The sequence below is a fragment of the Neptunicella marina genome (genome assembly GCF_014270035.1).
GTDB lineage: Bacteria > Pseudomonadota > Gammaproteobacteria > Enterobacterales > Alteromonadaceae > Neptunicella > Neptunicella marina.
In genome coordinates this window covers 221867-242956 of sequence record NZ_JACNEP010000002.1, presented here as the reverse complement: position 1 = coordinate 242956, position 21090 = coordinate 221867, and the positions used below count along the sequence as shown (strand labels likewise).

18 protein-coding genes are annotated in these 21090 nt (G+C 38.8%); 13 read left to right on the top strand and 5 right to left on the bottom strand.

Features of this window, described 5'->3' with window-relative positions; translation table 11 throughout:
* Positions 1 to 40 precede the first annotated feature (40 nt).
* The gene (locus tag H8B19_RS03505; protein WP_186505395.1) at positions 41 to 811 is read right to left on the bottom strand and encodes a sulfotransferase family protein; all 771 of its coding nucleotides are present in this window, start codon (positions 809 to 811) and stop codon (positions 41 to 43) included.
* A gap of 101 nt (positions 812 to 912) precedes the next feature.
* On the opposite strand from H8B19_RS03505, the gene H8B19_RS03500 reads away from it, so the two are divergent.
* The 13 genes from H8B19_RS03500 (at position 913) to galU (ending at position 17329) form a co-directional block, all read left to right on the top strand.
* Positions 913 to 1839, top strand: a complete 927-nt coding sequence (locus tag H8B19_RS03500) for a glycosyltransferase (RefSeq protein ID WP_186505394.1) — start codon at positions 913 to 915, stop codon at positions 1837 to 1839.
* 83 nt (positions 1840 to 1922) lie between these two features.
* Positions 1923 to 2978 (top strand): HAD family hydrolase, encoded by a 1056-nt coding sequence (locus H8B19_RS03495; protein ID WP_186505393.1) that lies wholly within the window; start codon positions 1923 to 1925, stop codon positions 2976 to 2978.
* Positions 2979 to 2981: 3 nt separating this feature from the next.
* Entirely contained in the window at positions 2982 to 4928 is a 1947-nt protein-coding gene (locus H8B19_RS03490; protein WP_206683161.1) for a rhamnan synthesis F family protein, read from the top strand.
* A gap of 24 nt (positions 4929 to 4952) precedes the next feature.
* Positions 4953 to 5939, top strand: a complete 987-nt coding sequence (locus tag H8B19_RS03485) for a hypothetical protein (protein WP_186505392.1) — start codon at positions 4953 to 4955, stop codon at positions 5937 to 5939.
* Between the two features lie 11 nt (positions 5940 to 5950).
* Positions 5951 to 7126: a glycosyltransferase family 2 protein gene (locus H8B19_RS03480; protein WP_186505391.1), complete on the top strand. Its 1176-nt coding sequence runs from the start codon at positions 5951 to 5953 to the stop codon at positions 7124 to 7126.
* A 7-nt stretch (positions 7127 to 7133) separates the two neighbouring features.
* Positions 7134 to 9584: a sulfatase-like hydrolase/transferase gene (locus tag H8B19_RS03475; protein WP_186505390.1), complete on the top strand. Its 2451-nt coding sequence runs from the start codon at positions 7134 to 7136 to the stop codon at positions 9582 to 9584.
* 11 nt (positions 9585 to 9595) lie between these two features.
* Positions 9596 to 10480, top strand: a complete 885-nt coding sequence (locus tag H8B19_RS03470; protein WP_186505389.1) for a glycosyltransferase family protein — start codon at positions 9596 to 9598, stop codon at positions 10478 to 10480.
* Between the two features lie 20 nt (positions 10481 to 10500).
* Positions 10501 to 11436: a sulfotransferase family 2 domain-containing protein gene (locus H8B19_RS03465; RefSeq protein WP_186505388.1), complete on the top strand. Its 936-nt coding sequence runs from the start codon at positions 10501 to 10503 to the stop codon at positions 11434 to 11436.
* A 7-nt stretch (positions 11437 to 11443) separates the two neighbouring features.
* Positions 11444 to 13156: a glycosyltransferase gene (locus H8B19_RS19200; RefSeq protein WP_186505387.1), complete on the top strand. Its 1713-nt coding sequence runs from the start codon at positions 11444 to 11446 to the stop codon at positions 13154 to 13156.
* Between the two features lie 140 nt (positions 13157 to 13296).
* Positions 13297 to 14181 (top strand): glycosyltransferase, encoded by an 885-nt coding sequence (locus tag H8B19_RS03455; protein WP_186505386.1) that lies wholly within the window; start codon positions 13297 to 13299, stop codon positions 14179 to 14181.
* Complete coding sequence (locus H8B19_RS03450) at positions 14178 to 15047, top strand: glycosyltransferase family 2 protein (protein WP_194362611.1); 870 nt, start codon at positions 14178 to 14180, stop codon at positions 15045 to 15047. The genes H8B19_RS03455 and H8B19_RS03450 overlap by 4 nt, the downstream gene beginning before the upstream one ends.
* Before the next feature lie 45 nt (positions 15048 to 15092).
* Positions 15093 to 16439 (top strand): nucleotide sugar dehydrogenase, encoded by a 1347-nt coding sequence (locus tag H8B19_RS03445; protein WP_186505385.1) that lies wholly within the window; start codon positions 15093 to 15095, stop codon positions 16437 to 16439.
* Positions 16436 to 17329, top strand: coding sequence for a UTP--glucose-1-phosphate uridylyltransferase GalU (gene galU / locus H8B19_RS03440; RefSeq protein WP_186505384.1), 894 nt, complete (start codon positions 16436 to 16438; stop codon positions 17327 to 17329). Before H8B19_RS03445 ends, galU begins: the two co-directional genes overlap by 4 nt.
* A gap of 45 nt (positions 17330 to 17374) precedes the next feature.
* On the opposite strand, the gene H8B19_RS03435 is transcribed toward galU, so the two are convergent.
* The 4 genes from H8B19_RS03435 to H8B19_RS03420 all read right to left on the bottom strand — a co-directional run bounded on the left by H8B19_RS03435 (position 17375) and on the right by H8B19_RS03420 (position 21038).
* Complete coding sequence (locus H8B19_RS03435) at positions 17375 to 17674, bottom strand: ComEA family DNA-binding protein (RefSeq protein ID WP_186505383.1); 300 nt, start codon at positions 17672 to 17674, stop codon at positions 17375 to 17377.
* Between the two features lie 122 nt (positions 17675 to 17796).
* Entirely contained in the window at positions 17797 to 18804 is a 1008-nt protein-coding gene (locus tag H8B19_RS03430) for an isocitrate dehydrogenase (protein WP_186505382.1), read from the bottom strand.
* Positions 18805 to 18920: 116 nt separating this feature from the next.
* Positions 18921 to 20663: a hypothetical protein gene (locus H8B19_RS03425; protein WP_186505381.1), complete on the bottom strand. Its 1743-nt coding sequence runs from the start codon at positions 20661 to 20663 to the stop codon at positions 18921 to 18923.
* A complete protein-coding gene (locus H8B19_RS03420; RefSeq protein WP_186505380.1) occupies positions 20664 to 21038 on the bottom strand; it encodes a DUF3192 domain-containing protein in 375 nt (124 codons plus the stop codon).
* Positions 21039 to 21090 lie beyond the last annotated feature (52 nt).

Sequence of the window (21090 nt, the reverse complement as noted above, 5' to 3'; positions counted from 1 at the left end):
GCCTCGTTGTAACGAGCTTAGTGCAGTTAGAGTGGCATGCTTAACCCTGGGCCGATTTAATTATGCGTTCCCAGTTTTTGGGAGATTCCCTGCGGATCCAAAAGTAAAACGTCGCGTACAATTTCGCTAATTGATCCGTCCAATGTGACTTGGTGTAGGTTGATTCGAACACTTTTGCAGTGGAAATAGATTGATGTTCTACTTCTAAAAAATCAAATATACGATTAAGCGTTAGTTGATGTTTATTTCTCAAATCATTCTGCCTGAGCACTAATATTTGCGCTGCCGGTACAATGTCAAATAGTGTCTTAAGTTGTGTGGTGTACAAGCCTCTTTGAAGATAACTTTGTGTTCTATAGCTAGAATCAAAGTTCCAGGATTTACCATGTTTAGCCTTTTTCAAGCGCTGAGTTTCGCTTACAAAAGCACTCAGCATATTGAGACGCTCTTGCCCATTATTTTTCGACATTTGATAGTGAGAAATCGCTCTTTCAACCGGGTCTCGTAATATAGCGATAAATTTAGCCTGCGGATTATAGCGATAACAAGCGCTTAGGAAGTGATGATTGAATATCGTTATTGGCGTTGCGTCACACAAAATTTTTTCATTTTTGAATTGAGTTAGTCTTTTTCTATATTGACGATTTGTAAACACGGTCTGATCTGGGCATTCCTCGAAATGCGGGTGATCAAATATATGTGCTTCTTTACCATCTACTACATAGATATCATGATGCTGATGTAAGAAGCTAGCTAACGCAGTGGTGCCTGCCTTTTGAACACCGATTATGTGAAGGTTTATTTGTCGCATCAAATCTAATAAAAAGAACTAAAAAGTATGGATAAAATAGCGTTTAGCTATAAGCTAACCATTTATAAAGTCAACAATAATGTGAATTTACGTTAATTACTATGATTACTCCCAAAAAGTCGATTTTATTTCATCGCTGGTACCATGGTTATACTGGTGGACATCAGAAAGTCTGTGATTATCTACATCACATACAGTCAACCGGGTTATATGATGTTAACTTGTGGCTGGAAAATAAAGCCAAAACTCAGACTGGGCTATTTTCCAATCTTGCGGGAATTAAGCAAGTTGAAAACTATGATCCCCGGGATTTTGACTACATATTTTTAGCCGGATTGGACTGGAATGCATATTTGCCTTTTAAAGATAATAATCAGCCTGTTATTAACCTCATACAGCATGTAAGACACGGTAATCCTAAACATCCTTTATTTGATTTTTTACAACATAGGGCCATTCGTATTTGTGTCTCAGATGCCGTTAAGGACGCAATATCTCCTTACGCTAATGGCCCTTGTTTTACTATTAAAATGGGGCATCAGTTTGCGAAATTGAAAATGCCTAAAAACAATGATTTGTATATTCTGGGCACAAAACAACCTGAAATGGCCAATGAAATAGGATCATGGGCTGAAAATAAGGGATTTAGTGTTATCACTCATTCCAGGCCTGTTGAACGTGATCTGGTTTATCAGTCGATGGCTAAAAGCCGGGTAACGATAGCTCTGCCAAACAAAACAGAAGGGTTCTACCTTCCTGGGATAGAAGCTATGGCTTTGAGTGATTGGGTTGTTGTGCCTGATTGTATAGCCAATCGGGAGTATGCAAGCAACGGAGCAAATATTACATTATGTGAGCATTCAATTGAGGCGTGTAAGGTGAGTATTAGTAAAGTATTTGGTGAGTTATCGTTTACTAGACGAATGTTTTTTAAATACAAAGGCCTGCAGCGAGTAAAGTCCTACGATCTAAGCAAAGAGCGAATTTGTGTAACTTCTCTCATGAAAGATATCGATCAGATTTGGTAATGCGTCTGCTTTTATTATGTTAGTATTCCCTGTTGTCAAAGGACACTCATCTTAAAAGTCACTTCATCTAAGTTATTTATATTATGGACAAAAATACATCGCTTTTTGATTTTGGGTACAATTTTCTGGGCCCATTGAGTAGTGAATATTTTCATCATTTGAAGTTGTATACCAATCAGCTCAATAATCCGCGCATTATATTTTTGGCGAGAGAAGGCTATTTTTTTAATCGTGCTTTTGATCAGTTAGTGAAATTGGGGGAATTTCCCAATCATCCTAATAATTACTTATATGTTTCTCGTAGCTTTTTGTTCCGTATAAATATTGCCGATGTGGATACCTGGCAATTCAGTTTGAATTATAAGTTCAAAGGTACTTTGTCAAAGATCCTGCTTGGTCGGTTTGGTTTTAAATTAGATCTGGTTAAACAGGTATTTTCTCAAAAACAATTAGAACAAAAATGGGTCTTGCCAAGAGAATTGGATGAACTTACCAATTTCTTAAATCAATATATTGGTGAGCTTGGAGCAATGGTACGAGAAAGTCGGCATGCTTATCTGGATTATCTAAGAGGTTTCGATTTTAATGCCAGTCAGGACTTGGTCTTTGTTGATATTGGGTATTCCGGCACCATTCAGAAATTACTTACCCATATGTTAGAACTCGATACTCATGGTGTTTATTTGATTACGACAAATGGTGGTGCAAATACAGTTGGTCGTTTTAAAGCGCATATGAAGCACGTAGTCAAAGATCAGGTTTCAATGGGGGACGGCTATAAAATGCTGGACCGATCTTTGTTTTTGGAATCATTGTTAACGGCTCCTGATGGACAATTGATGGATGTTGTTAAATTGCCTGTAGAGTCAGGCAAGTCATTTGACTTTTTGTTTGGCAGGCCCGCATATACCCAGCGTAACTTCCATGAGTTGGATCGTGTCATGCAAGGGGCGGAAGACGCCACTTGCCATTATTTAACTCATGGCATTCGGTTTTCGATAGATGAGCTTGAAGAACTTTATGAAAGCTTTGTTTCCAACAGACATATGCTACCCCGCGTATCCTGGTCATTATTTGAAATAGATGACGCGATTTCAGGCCATGGAAATGTTAACCCATTGCAGTTATTTGGTATGTAAGTGATGAAAGCCTACTCAAAAAAATTAGTCAAAATACTCTCTGTTAAACAATACAAATCAAAACTAACCAAATATAGAGAAAATAAACATCTTCAACGCTTAATGACTTTGTCAGTATCAAATAATTTGTTTGATGCGACCTGGTACCAGGAGCACTATGGTGCTTTTCCTAATGATTTCGAAGCATTTAAAGATTATTTGTATAAGTCTACGTTTGCCAACGTAAATCCGTCTTCAGGGTTTGATACCGAGCATTATTTGCGAAACAACTTAGACATATATCTCCAAGGTGTTAGTCCACTACTTCATTATTTCAATTATGGCAGGAAAGAAAATAGGCAGATTGCCCCTGCTACGGTGCGTTGGCAACCAAAGTCGCAGCTAATTGCAAAAGATAACGTTGACTGGCAGTTACAAAACATTGCAATTTGTTTGCATATTTTTTATGACGATTTTGTTGATAAATTCGCAGATTGTCTTAAATCATTTCCCATCGATGTAGATGTCTTTGTCGCAGCCGCATCTCAAGAAATAAAAGAAAAAGTTGAAGAGCAATATGCTCAATTGTTAACTGTTAAAAAACTGAAGGTTGCGATTGTGCCAAACCGAGGACGAAATTTCGGTCCCATGCTGGTGGAGTTTGGTAAAGAGTTACTTAATTATGACTTGCTTTGTCACTTACATTCCAAAAAGTCATTGTATTCGGGAAGGGAGCAAACTCAGTGGTTTGATTATCTTAATCAGTATTTATTTAAAGACAGGCATGTGGTTGCTTGCATGTTGCGTTTGTTTGCTGAACATAAAAACTTAGGCATGTATTACCCTACTTCGTTTTGGATGATGCCATCGTGGGTAAATCATTGGACTTGTAACAAGCCATTTGCGAAGTCTTTTATTGAGGATTGGGGAATTGATGTTTCTGACAACTTTCTAAACTATCCGGTTGGAGGAATGTTTTGGGTTAGACCCGAAGCGATAAAACAACTTCTTGAAACCAATTATGATTATGATTCTTTCCCCGAAGAACCCCTGCCGAATGATGGGTCATGGCTACATGCTCTGGAAAGAGCTCTTGGTCTTTTGGTAGAAAAAAATAACTATGAACAATTTTTTTATCATCCACAAGCTGCAAAGTTTACTCAGGACAAGTCATATATTTTTGCCAATTATTACAAGCCACCGACACAGTTGATTACAGAGCTTCAAGGGTTTGAGGTGATATCATTTGATATTTTCGACACCATTCTAAGACGAAAGTATACCGAACCTGATTTTGCCAAGTTTCAGGTAGGTGAAGTTCTTACAGAACAATCTATTGTTGCCACTCCGCAGGCGTTTGTTGATTTTCGGAATCGAGCTGAACACGAGATTCGGGTTCAGAAAAAATTTATTGGCGATGTTAATATTATTGAAATTTATCACAGACTTGGTCAACTATTGGGGTGTGATGAAGAGCAAGCCATGTCTTGGTTAGAGTTAGAATTTAGCTTTGATTTGAATAGTATTTTACCAAAAGATGAAATGGTACAGGTTTTACATCACTTAAGTGATCTAGGTAAAGAGATTTGGTTAGTGAGTGACAGTTATTATACTAGTAGCCAGATTCGGACTATGTTACGTAAAATTGGTATTTCGGCACCCTATTCGTTATTCCTGTCCTGTGAACAACAATTACGTAAAGACAATGGAACCATGTGGAAAATGTTAAGCGAAAAAGTTAACTTTTTGCGGGCGAAATGTATTCACATTGGTGATAATGTTCGCGCCGATGCTCAATTGTGTGGCGATTATGGTTTTACTAACATGCATATTTTAAACCCAGTTGACAAATGGCAAGCCTCTGGTCTTAAACCTAAATTTAAAGATTCATCCGAAATGGATAAAACAAATATACTAAAATGGGGACCTTTGATGAGTAATTTAGGTCGTTATCCATTTTTTGGTGAATAAAGCGGCGCCACATCAGGATATTTAATGAACACACTTTATTTACATGTTGGTCCGCATAAAACGGGAACAACATTAATTCAGAAATTTTTACTTGATAATCAAAGTCACTTGTTTAAGAAAAATGTTGTATACCCTAAGCGTTTTCAAAAAATATTTGGTCACCACGAGTTTCGCGAGTTAATTGCAGAGCGAAAATTGACTCAGGAAATTGTTGATTTTTTTGATGAAGAGCACGATTTTATTTTATCCAGCGAGGATTTTATTTCGTTAAATAAAGACGATTTTTCCTATTTAAAAGACTCAATTAAAAGTAAAAATATTGTTGTGCTTTTCAGTTGGCGAAGAGCAAGTTTTAAGCTTTACTCTATTTGGCAGGAAGTGATTAAGCACGGGGGCACAGAATCATTCTTTTCTTATTATCATGAACATTTAGCTCGTCCTGGGGCTAGTCAGATGTTATCTGCAGATCTTAAACTAAATATGTTTAGCAATGTGTTTGGTCTGCGTAACATCAGAATTCTTGATTACGATGCATCTGCTGATAACAATTCTCTTTTACAAGATTTTATTTCATTAACAGGAATGTCCTGGCAACCCGGTTTTGTTACCCCTGAACAAAATGCTGATGCAGTGAATAGGTCGATGGATATTACTGATATTGAAATCATTCGAGCGTTAAATCAACGATTTAAAGTGCTGTTTGATATTCATGGAGCAGAGGTACGCAACCAGTATGCTAAACATGTGGCCAGTTTAGATGATTGTGGTTTAACGGAATTAAAAGCCATCGTTGAATCTTATATACAGATACTAAACGTAGGCAATTATTTTATCGATGTTCGTTGTGAATCGATTATAGTAGAGAAATTTAAAGAAAATATTCTGAATTACAAACCTAATACTCGTATTAAAACATTGCGTATAGCCCAACCTGATTGGATGTTGGAACCGAAAGCGCAGGATATACTGCAACATATTACTCAAAAGTTAAAAACAGTCATTGAACAGTAGAGAAAGTTACGATGTCAGGTCCTAGAGTTAAGATTATTGCAGTCGCCAAGGATGAAGGCGCATATATAACTGATTGGGTACAACACCATTTATATTTGGGATTCAATGCCATTGATGTGTACGTGAATCGCACGACTGATAATAGTTTAGATATATTGAAGCGTATTAATACCATTTACCCGCATGTACGTGGGTTGAACGCTGACTGGGTGGATACTTGTCCGCAAGATGCTCAAAATAATCTTCAATACATCATTTACGCAAAAGCATTCGCTGACGCTAAAACGAATGATGAAGCTGATTATGTTTTGTTTTTAGATATTGACGAATATTGGACCCCAAAAAGTTTAGCTAAGTCAGTACAAGAGTGCATTCTGGATAATCCAGACGCTGACACAATTTCAATTGAGTGGATCAATGAGTTTGGGCAAGATCTTTCGTTTCAACCACTTCCTCAAAGTATCAAAGGAAGAATTAATCCTCTGGTTAAAACTCTGATTAAAGTAACTTCTGAAGTCGAAAAGCATCGGTTTCATAAACCAGAACTAAAACAGGGTAAGTCAGTGCTTGTTGACGGCGAGCTCTTTGTTAAACATCATCAAATACACGAAGGTCTGCATGAGAAACTGCAACATCTAAGACCTGTCATGATTATTCACCGGGCATTTCGTTCACCTATGGAGTATGTATCTTTATTAAACCGTGGACGTCCATCTGATGAGTTAAAAATTAAGTTGAATCGTGGGGGATATAATGAATGTTCCGGTAGAGAAGTTATATTTGAGCTAAATGTTAAAGGTTATGAAAGCTATTTAGATGCGAAGAAGAAATTTGTTGAGTCTCTTGAGATAAATAGTTTGTTGCAGGAAGCTCAGAGCTTCGTTAAAAATCGTTATTATCTTACATTGAGTTATTTGCCATCGGTACCTTGGCAGTATATTCCCGATTTGATCAAGGTCTTCAAGGGGTGCTCTGATACCGAGAAAAATAGTTTAGTAGAAGCAATCAAAAGCTCAAAAACGCTCCCTAAATGTAATAACCCTGATCAATTAATCGAACTTGCTAAAATAGTTGAAAAGTTTGATGTTCACGCTGCCAATTCAATTTGGAAGCAAGCTTTGATTCACAGGCCAAAGGGACCCAAGATAAAGCAAAAACTTAAAGAATACGAAACAAATCACGTATAGCATTATTATGAATTATTTTGTGGTTGGGGAACCAATATTGTTTATCCGGAAAATTTGTCTGTTATTCGCTATTTCCTTGCTCACCCCATTATGCAATGCAGTGGCTACTGAGTTTGATCTGGATGGTGATAATAAAGCAGACATAGTGATGCGTGACGCTGCAAGCGGTGAATGGAGTTTTCTTTCTTCTGTGACGGGATTTTCAGTTGTAGAGAGACTTAAACGCTTTGGATTACAACCTACCGATATTCCGGTGTTAGCTGATTATGATGGTGACGGCCTGGATGATATTGCTATTCGTCGTCCATCGACTGGTGAATGGTTTATCAGTCATTCTTCCAATCCCGAGCAAAATGGTATCCTTAAGCTTAGGTTTGGTCTTGATATAAACGATGTTCCGGTAAAAGGGGATTTTGATGGTGACGGGAAAAGTGATGTCGCTATTTTTAGAAAATCTACTGGGACCTGGTTTGTTCTCAATTCTTCTGGAAGCAATTTCCATTCTAATTTGAGAGATGGGATCCAACGCTTCCGTTTTGGGATTGAAAAGGGGGACATTCCTGTTCCTGCTGATTATGATGGAGATGGCATCACAGACTTTGCAATCAGACGACCTCAAAATTATCGCTGGTATATCGTATACTCTTCTAAGTCGAAAGAAAGAAGCCTGGCTGATTCAACTGTAAATACTTTTCGTTTTGGCCTTGAGGAGGCTGATATTCCAATACCTGCTGATTATGATGGAGATGGTATTGCCGATATAGCAGTAAGAAGACCTCAATCTGGCATGTGGTATATAAAGAATTCTTCTGGTAGTAATTATAATTCAACTCAACGTGATGGAATTCAACGGTTGAAATTTGGCCAACTGGCAAGTGATATTGTGTTGGCTGCTGACTTTGACGGTGATGGAATATCAGATCCTTCTGTTGTGCGTCGTTCATCAGATACAGCTTATTTTCTTTCAACAAAAAGTAAGGAAGTTGTACAAATACCTCTTTCCATAAACTCGACCTCTTTTTTAGCCTCCGGCAGTAACTTAGTTATAAATGCTGGATTAAAAATTGCCGTAACCCAAGTGACTAATCCTCCAAACGTCATCGTTATATATACAGATGATCAGGGCTATGCTGATCTAGGAGTTCAAAATCAACTAACTGACATAAAAACACCAAATATAGATAGACTGGCGAATAACGGAGTGCGGTTTACAAACGGATATGTAACTGCTCCGCAATGCACACCTTCAAGAGCTGCCATGGTTACCGGACAATATCAGGAACGCTTTGGTGTAGAAGAAAATGTGTTTACTCCAATTCCTAAAGGTGTAAAGACGTTAGGTGATAGATTTCAATCACTTGGATACAAAACTGGTCTAGTAGGTAAATGGCATCTGGAAATTGATAATAATTCAAAGGAGTGGGGGGCTATAAATCATCCGGAAATATTACCCTTTAACGCTAATAAAGTCCCTTTGTCTGAGAAAAGAGAATATTTTCCCGATAAGCGAGGATATGACGATACGTTTTTTGGGTTTGATTTACGTTATTGGACGAATTTTGATCTAAAAGGCCAGTCTAAAAAAGCGGGGTATCGCAATTACAACATGTATCGTCTGGATGCGATTACTCAAGCTGCGATCGGTTTTATTGACAAAAATTGGCAATCTCCATTTTATTTGCATGTGGCTCATTATGGGCCGCATGTTCCTTTGAGCGCAACAGAGGAATATTTGTCAAGATTTCCTGGAGACATGCCAGAGCGACGACGCTATGCACTTGCCATGATCTCTGCAATAGATGATGGCGTCGGGAAAATTATTGATAAATTAGCAAAGTACGACATTTTAAAAAACACCATCATTTATTTTATAAGTGATAATGGTGCGCCTTTAGACGATACTATGCCCGATAAGCCCATTCAAATACGTGGGATCTGGGATGGGTCCCGTAATGATCCACTAACGGGGGAAAAGGGCATGCTGACAGAAGCAGGAATCCGTGTACCCTATATTGTATCTTGGCAAGGACATTTCCAATCCGGCAGTGTTATCTCAAAGCCTGTTTCAGCCCTGGATGCGGCATATACTGCCCTTAAATTGGCTGGTGAGACTGACTTAAGTGAGCTAGATGGAGTTGACTTGTTCCCTACCTTAACCGGTAACGAAAATCCTGTTTTATCTTCTCGTCCATTATTTTGGAAGTTCTACAACCAAAGGGCTGTGAGGGAAGGCCGATGGAAATATTTGCAAGCTGGTATCAAAAGAGAATATTTATTCGATATTGAAAATGATCCAACAGAAAAAATCAATTTGATAAGCCTTTATCCAGATGTTGCAAAGTCGTTGCAACATAAATATTGGCAATGGTCATCAAACATGTTGCGCCGTGAAACCTTAAAAGAAATTGAGATACCTTTTCAGCGACGCTATGACGACTATTTACCCTTTTATCAATAGTAAGATTTTTCATGAAAGACTTTTGCATTGCATCTCCACATAAGAATGTTTTGTGGTACGACTATCGGCTCTATATTAACTTAAAGGAAGCATTAACCGCCTTAGGGTACCAATATCGTGCAGCATCTAAAAACAGGATTTACTTTTTAGGTGGGCCACAACGTCATTTTTATCCTGAAGTAGGTAAATTTGACCCAAGTGCAAATAATATCGCGTTGATATATTGCCATGCGGAAAAGCTGGATAATATTAAGCGTTTTGACAAAGTATTTGTCTGCAGTGAAGGAGTAAAATTATTCTTAGAGCAAAAAAGAACTCAGGCCGAATTTAAGACATCTAAACAGATTGATATTATTCGTCCGTTTTCTTCATTAAGCCCTTCAAATAGGACCCGTCCTCGCTATCAATGTGATGTCTCTTTTATTGGTACACCTAGAGTGCGACCGATCGTAGAAGCTGTTTTACCGATAGTTGAGCAAAATAATCTCAAATTCAATATTTATGGTCCTAATTGGGATCACTATGAAGGAAATCCGCTTGCAAAAAGTTACTGGGTTGCGCGGACCGTTCCATACGAAGAGATACCAATGTTGGCTAAAGGTAGTAAAATTTGTTTGATTGACCATCATAATATGATGAATAAGATGGGGACTGTTAGTCACAAATATGTTGATTTTGTGATGGCTGGGGCATTTGTTATTTCCGATTGGAACAAGGATGCATTGGGGCATTATTCTGGCGTATGTTTTGAAAATGAAGACAGCCTGGCCAACATTGTTCAAAAATATCTTGGGTCAGATATGCAAAGAATAGAGCAGCAGCGTAAACAACAGGAAATAACTCAGTTACAAACAACAAAAGGCGTAGCAGAAACACTCGCTGAACAATTCATTTAAAATAGCATTGAGATATTACATTGATACAAAATAAATCAGTTTCTTTATTTGTACATATACCTAAAACTGCAGGTACCAGCTTAAGAGAAGCACTGGTTGAAGTTTATGGTGAAAAGAATTTTGTTTCAGATTATGGGCCTCAAGAGAAAATAACTAATCAACTAGTGTTGAATAATTATTACAACCAAAAAGACATGTATCAATTTATTGATGCTGGCGTTGAAGCTATTTATGGTCACTTTTCAGTCTCCCGCTATTTAAACTTATCAAATTGCTTGAATCTCATTACATTTGTGAGAAATCCTCTTGAACGTATTGTTTCCGAATATAAACATGTTAGGCGATATAGTGGTTTTGAAGGTTCGTTTGATGAATTTATATCAATGCCAAGAATGGTTAATAGTCAAAGCCAGTTTTTAAATGGTGTTCCTTGGTCTGCAATTGGATTTGTCGGTGTAGCAGAGCATTATGAAAAATCTATTGAATTACTCGAAAGTAGGCTTAATAAAGGGAAACTCCGACATAAAAAAGTAAATACAGCTAGTAAGCGAGATTTATTTGTTCCTACTGAATCTGACGTTCAAAGTGTTATTAAATTAAATCAAAAAGATATCGAGCTTTATAATAAGTTGTTGGAAAAGTTTATGTGGAGGGAGAAAATATCTTTGTTTTCAGGGCAACCTTTTATGCATGGGTCTTGGGAGGTCAATCCTAAACGGAATGTCATCAATGGCTTTGCTTTTTATGAAAATTCAGACGAACCGGTCATGCTAGACATGATTATAAATGGGGAAAAAGTATCAACATTAGTAGCAAACGGTTTTCACGCACCGTTAAGAAAACTTGGTGTAAATCGATTGGGGTATGTTGGTTTTAGATATTCAATTAAAACTAATCCTTACGATAAGATAGAACTAATAAATAATCATACAAAACAACCACTCCCGATGTATTAGGTGTTAAGTGAAATATTTTGGAATTAAAACATTAAAGTTACTAATACGCTTAATGCCAGTTACCTGGAGATTGAAACTAAGACAACATACTAAAATAGCACATTGGTATCGAACCCAATTGATTCAGCATCGCTTGGTCAGAGAGCAACTGGAACAGAAGCTATACCAGGATAATATAGAATTACAAAACACGGAGCTGAGTTTACTTCCGATAATTGATGAGAAAGTCGACTTAATTATTTTGTGTCCAACTACAGATTTAGTAGCTTTAAAAATTACAATTGATGGGATAAAAAATCTCGAAACCCCATTTGCGAATTGTTGGTTTATACTGCCAGAATTCTCTTCAAAATTTCAGAAAATAATTAAGAATAGCCTTGAAAATGCAAAAATTTTGCATTTTGGAGATGCTGATTTCGATTGTATACAAAATCCTACATTTTTGATTTTTAATGGTGATTATGTTCACTCGTTATTACTGATAGCCCTAAATCACTTTACTAAAAATGCTGACATAGCCTATGTTGATACTGATTCGTTGGAAAAAAATAGTCGATTTTCACCTAAATTTTATCCTGACTGGAATCCGGATTTACAGATAACAACAGCATACATAAGGAGTGGAATTTATCTCAGGAATGTTCGACATTTCTTGATGTCTGTAGATAATATAGATGTTGGATGTATCGCGTCTTGGTTTATAGAGCAGTACATCGAAAATGCTAAATTTTATCCTACGCATATTAGTTTTACTCTGTTGCACCGTCCTCATTACGCTGAATTAATAACGGATCTTGTGGGCACAAAAGTATTGAAAAAAATCAGTGGAATTGCTCAAGTCACCGTTTCTAAAAAATCCAATATATTAAGTTTGTGTTGGAATGTTTCAGACAAGCCAAAAGTTAGTTTAATCATACCAACAAAGAATGCGAAAGACTTAGTTCAGAAGTGTATTGAATCAATTCTGCAAAAAACTAGTTATCAAAATTTCGAAATTCTTTTAGTTGACAATAACTCTGACGAAAAGGAGTCACTTGATTATTTTTCAGAGCTTTCTCAGAACGACAAAATTCGGGTTCTGAAATATCCACATGAATTTAATTATTCAGCGATTAATAATTTTGCGGTTAAGTATGCAAATGGAAGTATCATTGGTCTGGTTAATAATGATATTGAAGTCATAGACCACAATTGGCTCAGATATATGGTTGGGCATGTTTGTAGGAAAGATGTTGGTTGTGTTGGAGCAAAACTGCTCTACCCCAATAAATTAATTCAACATGCTGGCGTAGTAATGGGATACGGTGGTGGGGCAGGGCATGCCCATAAGTTTTTCCCTTGTGACCATGATGGTTATCTAGCCAGATTAGTTGCTACAAATAACTTTAGTGCCGTGACTGCAGCTTGTCTTTTAATTAAGAAAAGTGATTTTCTGGAAGTAGGTGGATTGAATGAAAGGGAATTAAAAGTAGCTTTCAATGATGTAGATTTATGCTTAAGAGTTGCATTGTCTAATAAGCGCAACGTGTATTGCGCTGAAGCTATTTTGTTTCATCATGAGTCTGTGTCTAGAGGTCATGAGGATACGCCAGAAAAACAGCATAGATTCGCAGGTGAGGTTGATTATATCCAAAATACATGGAATGAGATAATTGAAAAAGATCCCGCATATAATAGACATTTAACCTTGTCTTATGAAGATTTTAGCATCCGGAGTTAAGTCTCTAAGACGATTACATCTTTATGGAATTTAACAAGGATTTTTCACCAATCTTCTGTTACTTTTAGCCGATTAATATATACCTCGATGACAAAATAAGTTTCCTCCATTTGAGGTACAAAACGAATAGAGTTTTAACATTGATAGATAAGTTTACTGTAGATACTGAAGTGAAGGTTTCTACATGTGAGGCTGTTGTAGGAATGGCCGTTTATAAAGGTGATCGAGTTGACTGGGTTCAACAAGCGATCGAAAGCGTTTTGAGCCAATTATATACTGACTTTGTTTTTGCTATTGTCTTTGATGGGGAAGTTGGTGGCGAAATTGAGAGCTTGGTGCGCGATACTTTATTTAAGCATCGAAATGTTGCTTTAATTCGTAGCAGCGAAAATAGAGGCTTAAGTGCTTGTATGAATTATGTCGTCGAATGGTCCAAACGATTGGCGCCACTGTTTTTTTTCCGTATGGATGCTGACGATATAGCATGTGAAAATAGGTTACTAGTTCAGACTAAATTCTTAAAAAGCAATCCTTCTGTTAGTATTTTGGGTAGTGCTTTAGATGAAATAAATGAACAAGGAAATGTTGTGGGACAACGTAAGTTACCGTTGTCACATGAAGAAATAATAAAATTCTTGCCGAAAAGGTGTTCACTTAATCATCCTACTGTAGGGTTAAGGTTTAGTGTCTTTGATGCTGGGTTCCGCTATAGTGAAAAGTTAGCCAATACCCAGGACTATTTTCTATGGGCTGATTTAGCGGCAGCTGGTTACAAATTTACTAATTTAAGCGAGAAACTCTTAAAGTTTCGACGAGTGAATAATTTCTATAAGCGTAGGGGAATTAATAAGTCTATAAATGAATTTAAAGCTCGTTGGTATACTATGAAAAAATTAAATCAGTTTACTGTGGCAAATATTATGTATGCATGTGCTGTAATATGTTTGCGTATGATGCCTTCGCAAATAATAAAAATTGCGTATACTTTTGATCGTTACTTACTGGAAAAGATTGTAAAACATTGAAAATCGGTGCAGTCATAGTTCTATTTAACCCTTTCTTGGCGGAAGCGCAGGCTTTGGTCAACAAAGTTAGTGGCCAGGTCGATGCACTTTGTGTGATAGATAATTCTCCCCGTCCTTCAGAGCTTAACTTAGATAGGGCAAATTTAAGTTATCATCACTTTTCGTCAAATATCGGTATAGCAGCGGCACAGAATGTGGGTCTTAGTGACCTATGTTTAGCAAAATGTGACCGAGCTTTACTGCTTGATCAAGATAGCTTAGTAGATGAGTATTTCGTTAAATCTCTTTCTGACCAACTCTCAAGTGCTCAAACGGACAATAAAAGAGTAATTGCTATAGGGCCAAGAATTGTGTGCTCGTTCTCTGAAAAACTTGTTAAGCCCAGGGTGCAAAAAGAGTTATTTGTTCATGAAGACTTTGTTTGTGTAACACAAATTATTTCTTCTGGTATGTTGATCGATTTACATCAGCTTGAGTTAACAGGTTTTAAAGATGAAAGGTTATTTATCGATGGTGTAGATCATGAGTGGTGTTGGCGGGCCAGAAGAAAAAACTTTGATGTAGCCATAGCAAATAACTTGTATATGGTACACAGGTTGGGGGATGCACGTAGTAAATTTGCAGGTATTACCTATAAAGTAGGTTCACCCATTCGTTTATATTACCAGTTTAGAAATATATTGATTTTAACTCGTCGAGATTATGTGCCTCTATATTGGAAGATAAGAAATATATTAGTTATGCCAATTCGCTTTTTTGCCAATACTTTTCTACAAAATAATAAGAAAGAACGTTTAATCTTTATGGTGAGAGGGATTTGGGACGGTCTTCGTATGAGAGATGGATCCTATAACGATAATTGGTAGTTATAACTCATCAGTTTTTTATTGATAAATAAAGGATTTTAGATTGTGAAAGTAACCGTATTTGGAATAGGTTATGTCGGGTTGGTACAGGGAGCCGTGCTTGCCGAAGTCGGACATGATGTCGTATGCGTTGATGTGAATCAGGCTAGGGTTGATGATTTAGAACAAGGCATTATCCCAATTTATGAACCCGGCCTTGAGCCTATGGTTAAAAGTAATTTTGAGCAGGGGCGTTTAAATTTCACCACTGATGCCAAAAAAGGCGTTGAACATGGTGAAGTTATTTTTATTGCGGTAGGTACGCCGCCTGATGAAGATGGCTCAGCAGACCTTAAATATGTATTAGCCGTTGCCAGTACCATTGCTGAGCATATGCAGGACCGTAAAATAATAGTAACAAAATCGACAGTGCCAGTCGGTACTTCAGATAAGGTTAACGCCGCGGTTACCGCAAAGCTTAAAGAGCTGAATAAAGCCACCGAATATGATGTGGTATCCAATCCTGAATTCTTAAAAGAAGGGGCTGCGGTAAATGATTGTATGCGCCCTGATCGTATTATTCTTGGCACCAGTTCGGCTAAAGCCGAAAAAACATTACGTCAGTTATATGCACCCTTTAATCGTAATCACGATAAAGTCATTGTGATGGATATTCGTAGTGCGGAATTGACCAAATACGCTGCAAACTGCATGCTGGCTACCAAGATTAGTTTTATGAATGAGATGTCTAACCTGGCCGAGCGTTTTGGTGCTGATATCGAAAATGTACGTAAAGGTATTGGTTCAGATCCGCGTATTGGTTACCAGTTTATTTATCCTGGTTGTGGTTATGGTGGGTCCTGTTTCCCCAAAGATGTGCAGGCGCTAATCCGTAGTGCAAATGGTGTGGGTTATAAAGCGCAAATTTTGGAAGCGGTAGAGAGTGTTAACTACGCACAAAAAGAAAAGCTGTTTAGCTACATTATGCGTCATTTTGATAACGACATCAGTGGTAAAACTATTGCCTTATGGGGGCTTTCATTTAAACCCAATACTGATGATATGCGTGAGGCATCCAGCCGTGTGCTGATGGAGCAGTTGTGGCAAGCTGGGGCTAAGGTTCAGGCCTATGATCCTGAGGCGATGGAAGAAACACAACGTATCTATGGATTGCGTGACGACTTGTCTCTAATGGGGAACAAAGAGCAAGCACTCAAAGGCGCAGATTGCCTTGTCGTTTGCACCGAATGGCAGGCATTCCGGGCACCTGATTTTGACTTAATTAAAACTTCATTAAAGCAACCTGTGATCTTTGATGGCCGCAACTTATATGATGTTGAAGACATGCTGGAACGTGGCTTGCATTACTACGCTATAGGCCGAGGAAAGTCGTTAGAAGGAAAAGTATTATGAGTCAAATCAGAAAAGCAGTGATCCCGGTTGCTGGCTTGGGTACCCGCATGTTACCTGCCACTAAAGCGATTCCCAAAGAGATGTTACCACTGGTAGATAAACCACTAATTCAATATGTAGTGAATGAATGTGTGGCAGCAGGTATTAAAGAAATTATTCTGGTAACCCATGCCAGTAAAAACAGTATTGAGAACCATTTTGATACCAGTTTTGAATTGGAAACCACCCTGGAAACCCGCGTAAAGCGCCAGTTATTGGAAGAAGTGCAAAGCATTTGTCCGAAAGATGTGACCATTATGCATGTGCGTCAGGGGGTTGCCAAAGGTTTAGGTCATGCAATCCTTTGTGCTTATCCTTTGATTGGCGATGAGCCTTTTGCTGTGGTGCTGCCAGATGTGATCATTGATGATGCAGCAAGCAACCCTAAAAAAGACAATATGGCTGAAATGGTTGCACGTTTTAATACTAATCGTGTCAGTCAGATTATGGTTGAGCAGGTTCCTAAGCAGGATGTGGTTAAATACGGCATTGTTGATTTGGACGGGGCAGAGCTAAAACCGGGTGAGTCGGGTAAAATTCATGGCATGGTTGAAAAACCAGCGCTTGAAGATGCGCCTTCTGATTTAGCCGTTGTTGGACGTTATGTTCTGTCAGCTAAAACCTGGCCGTTACTGGAACGCACCCCTCCAGGAGCAGGCGGTGAAATTCAGTTAACTGATGCTATCGCTGAGCTGATGAATACGGAACAGGTTGATGCCTACTATATGAAAGGCAAAAGTCATGATTGCGGCAGCAAATTGGGCTACATGAAAGCCAATGTTGAATATGCGTTGCGCCATCCTGCACTTGGTGATGAATTTAAGAAATACATCAAACAAATGGCTAAATAAGAAAGGGAGCATATGCTCCCTTTCTTATTGCAGATGAGATGAATGTTACAGGGTTACTTTACCATCAAGTTTACTAACCACTTTTTTACCCACACCTTTGATCTGAACCAGCTCTTTCAGTGATGTGATTTTTCCATGTTCATTTCGGTACTCAATGATGGCTTTTGCTTTGCTTTTTCCTATACCCGGCAGGGTTGCAAGTTCTTTTTCCGTTGCAGTATTGAGGTTTATCTGCTGACTCATTACCTTGGTTACTTCAGGTAGTTTGTCATTGGGGAAAGCTAATGTAGGTCCTGAGACCAGGCATGCTGCAGTTAAAACAAGTGGCAGGAATATTTTTTTCATCCTTAATCTCCTTAAGCGGTTTAAATTTACTCCTTGCTGTAAAACCCGTACCAGCTAAACCTGAGTATAGTGCATACATAAAAAAAAGCGCCTGTCGGCGCTTTTTTCAGTTTCATTCTGTTTTATAAACGTTCTAGCATTGCCGCTGTAAAGTCAGTGGTGCCATGTTCGCCACCTAAGTCGCGGGTAGTGCGATCACCTGTCTCAATAACGTCTTTTAGTGCAGAGCGGATTTTTTCTGCTTTATCTCCCATATTCAGGTATTCCAGCATTTGTACTGATGCCAAAATAACTGAAGTCGGGTTAGCCAGGTTTTTACCCGCAATGTCAGGCGCTGAGCCATGAACTGCTTCGAAAATTGCGCAATCGCTACCAATGTTGGCGCCAGGTGCCATGCCTAAGCCTCCGACTAAACCTGCACAAAGATCAGATAGAATATCGCCAAATAAGTTAGTGGTGACAATTACGTCAAACTGGTGAGGATTCATCACCAATTGCATACAACAGTTATCAACAATCATTTCAGCCGATTCAATATCTGGGTAACGCTCACCCACTTCACGTGCTACTTTGAGGAACAAACCTGATGTTGATTTAAGGATATTGGCTTTGTGTACGGCTGTGACTTTTTTGCGGCCTTCACGACGTGCCATTTCGTAGGCGAATGTTACAATGCGCTCTGCACCTTCACGGGTGATCTTACTCATTGCTTGCGCTTCACTGCCGTCTTCGGACACAACCTGTCCTAAACCGCTGTACATACCCTCGGTATTTTCACGTACAGTGATAATGTCGATGTTTTCATAACGTGCCTGAGTACCTTTAAAGCTCAGTACCGGACGCACATTTGAATACAGTTTAAATTGTTTACGCAGGCTAACATTGATTGAGGTGAAACCTTCACCAACGGGTGTAGTTAAAGGCCCCTTAAGGGTTACTTTGTTTTGTTCAATCAGTTCAAGAGTGCGTGCAGGCAATAACTCACCGTCTTTTTCCAGCGCAGTAATGCCAGCGTCTGCATAATCGTATTCGAAATCACAACCGACTTTGTCGAGAATTTGAATTGCAGAATCAATGATACTGGGACCAATTCCATCACCGGGAATTACGGTTATGCGCTGTTGTGCCATAGTGATTTTTCCTTTTGTGAGCCAAACTGCTCAAAGCTTAAAGAGAATTTTGAGGGCGCGTTTTATAGCATTTTAAGCCAGTTTTTTCCAGCAATAAGCGTCTTTTGGCGACATTTTTACTGCAAAGGTAAACAGGGAGAGACAATGTGTAACGCATCATTAACAACTGTATCGAATTGTCGCTCAGTTAATGCAAATTGTTGCATTGTGGCCTGAACTTTTGGGTCGGCATAAAAAGCATCGCTCAATTGGCCAAAACGCAAGGTTTGCTGTGTCATAGCCAGACTTAGCTGAATAATCGTGCTTAGTTTCATGACCATTGTTGAGCTATGGCTATGATGATTGACGGTTAATCTAAACGCTGCCAATGTCGATGACGGTTGTCGCCAGTACTCTCCAAGTTTAATGCTGTTATCTATGACATTAGTAAGTTTAAGGTTTTTAAATAAATGCACTGGAGAAAATACCACATCATCAGACAGTGTCAGCTGGTAACAGGATTTAACCCGTGGTGAAATAAACACGCCTGAATGGTAAAAATAAATAGCGGCCTGTACTTCTTCTTCCAGCAGGTCAAGTTTTGTCATTGCTGCTAGTTGTGAGGCAATCGCAGCATGCCATGGTGTTAGTTGCTGTAACGTTTCAAAGCCGGGGAAGCGGTATTGATACAAACGCACACATAATGCCTGCTGACTTAATATATGAAAACTTCGCTCAAAACCTTGTACCAGAAGAGCCTGTTTTACCTGTTGTACTTTGATATTCAGCCGTGAACGCACTTCGGCCTGCAAACACATGTATTTAGCCAGATGTTGTTCGCTTTCAATCAATCTGGTTAATACCTTGGTATCGGGCTCGTTTTGTTGTAGTTGCTGATGAAAATCAGCTAATGCGGGAGGCGGTAAATCCAGCCGATAGTGAATGGGCACCAGCCGGTATGTTTGGTTTATTGTTGGATATTTTTCCCGTTGCCAGCCAGTTGGCCATAATTGCTGCAGATGGGCGCAACTATTTTCTACCACAGCAGGTGCTGCAAAATGCGTTATGTTGAGTTCCGCTGGGTGTAACAAAGATACAGCGGGCTTATTGTCAATGATTTGTACACGTGCGGTCTGATGTGGATTGATTTTTGCCAGTAGATAATGTTTTTGTTGGTCTAAGAGGCTGGCAGGAAAACTCATGCCGGTTACCTTTAACAGCGTATTTAATCGTTGATATTGCGAAGGGGGCAGTATGCCCGCCAACAGTTTAATGGCTTTTAATACACTACAGGCCTGTCGTTTAGCTCCGGGAGTGATGCGTAATGCAAGTTGGCTGCTTAGCATTAGCAGGCTGTAAGCTGCGTTGTTTCCTACATCCTGTTTCAGTTTGCTGCTAAGTAATAATGAATTGGCTGGCATGTTGAGCAAAACATGTAAAAGAGATGCCTTAGCTGAATCTGTCTCGGATAAAACAGCAGGAGACAGAAAATGCCTTTTATCATCTTCCCCCAGCGGTATGCCTTTAGCCCATTTTTCCAGAGCTATCATACGTTTTCTATGCGTTAACAGGCTGGATCTGATTAGGATTTCAGTGACTTTTTCATGCCACTGATTGCAGTTTGCTAACTGGCTGGTTAATAGTGCAAAGTGGAATATATAACGGTAGCTCCAGGGCCAGCTTTGTTTGGGACATTGCAGTAAACTCAGGGATAAAAGCGGATGTTGTTTTACCAGTTGGTTAACTATGACTGCTAGTTTTTCGGATTGACTGATGAGTGACTGATTGTTCGGTTCTTTTAGTAATTGCTGTAGCCACTTTGCAAAATAAGTCTGACACTGTTCAACTAGTATCAATCCCTGATTAAAGTTTACGCTCACTTATAAATCTAAATATTGCTGATAGGTGTCTTTACCCCAGGCAATCAATTGATTGTCTTCAAACAATAAAGGAATACACTCGTCAGCGGTGGTTATGCCATCTGACTTTTTACGTTCGGTACGGTAAAACATTACCTGCACGACTTTATCGGTAACCGATTTAGCTTCACTGATATCAGGAGAGCCCATCATGTCGATGATTTGCTGTTTGCTCATGCCTGCTTCAAGCTTGCTGATTTGCACGCGGTTATATTGCTCCCTGTCCTGCCATTCCATCTGGTTTGGATCACCCTTATAAAAAAGCATCACCAACACCACAAACAGCATGTAAGCAGCGATCCCCAAACCAATTCGTTTTACTACCTTGTTACCCATAACGCACCCTTTTCATTTGCGCTAAATATTGTACCTGTTAATTGCGGCAAAA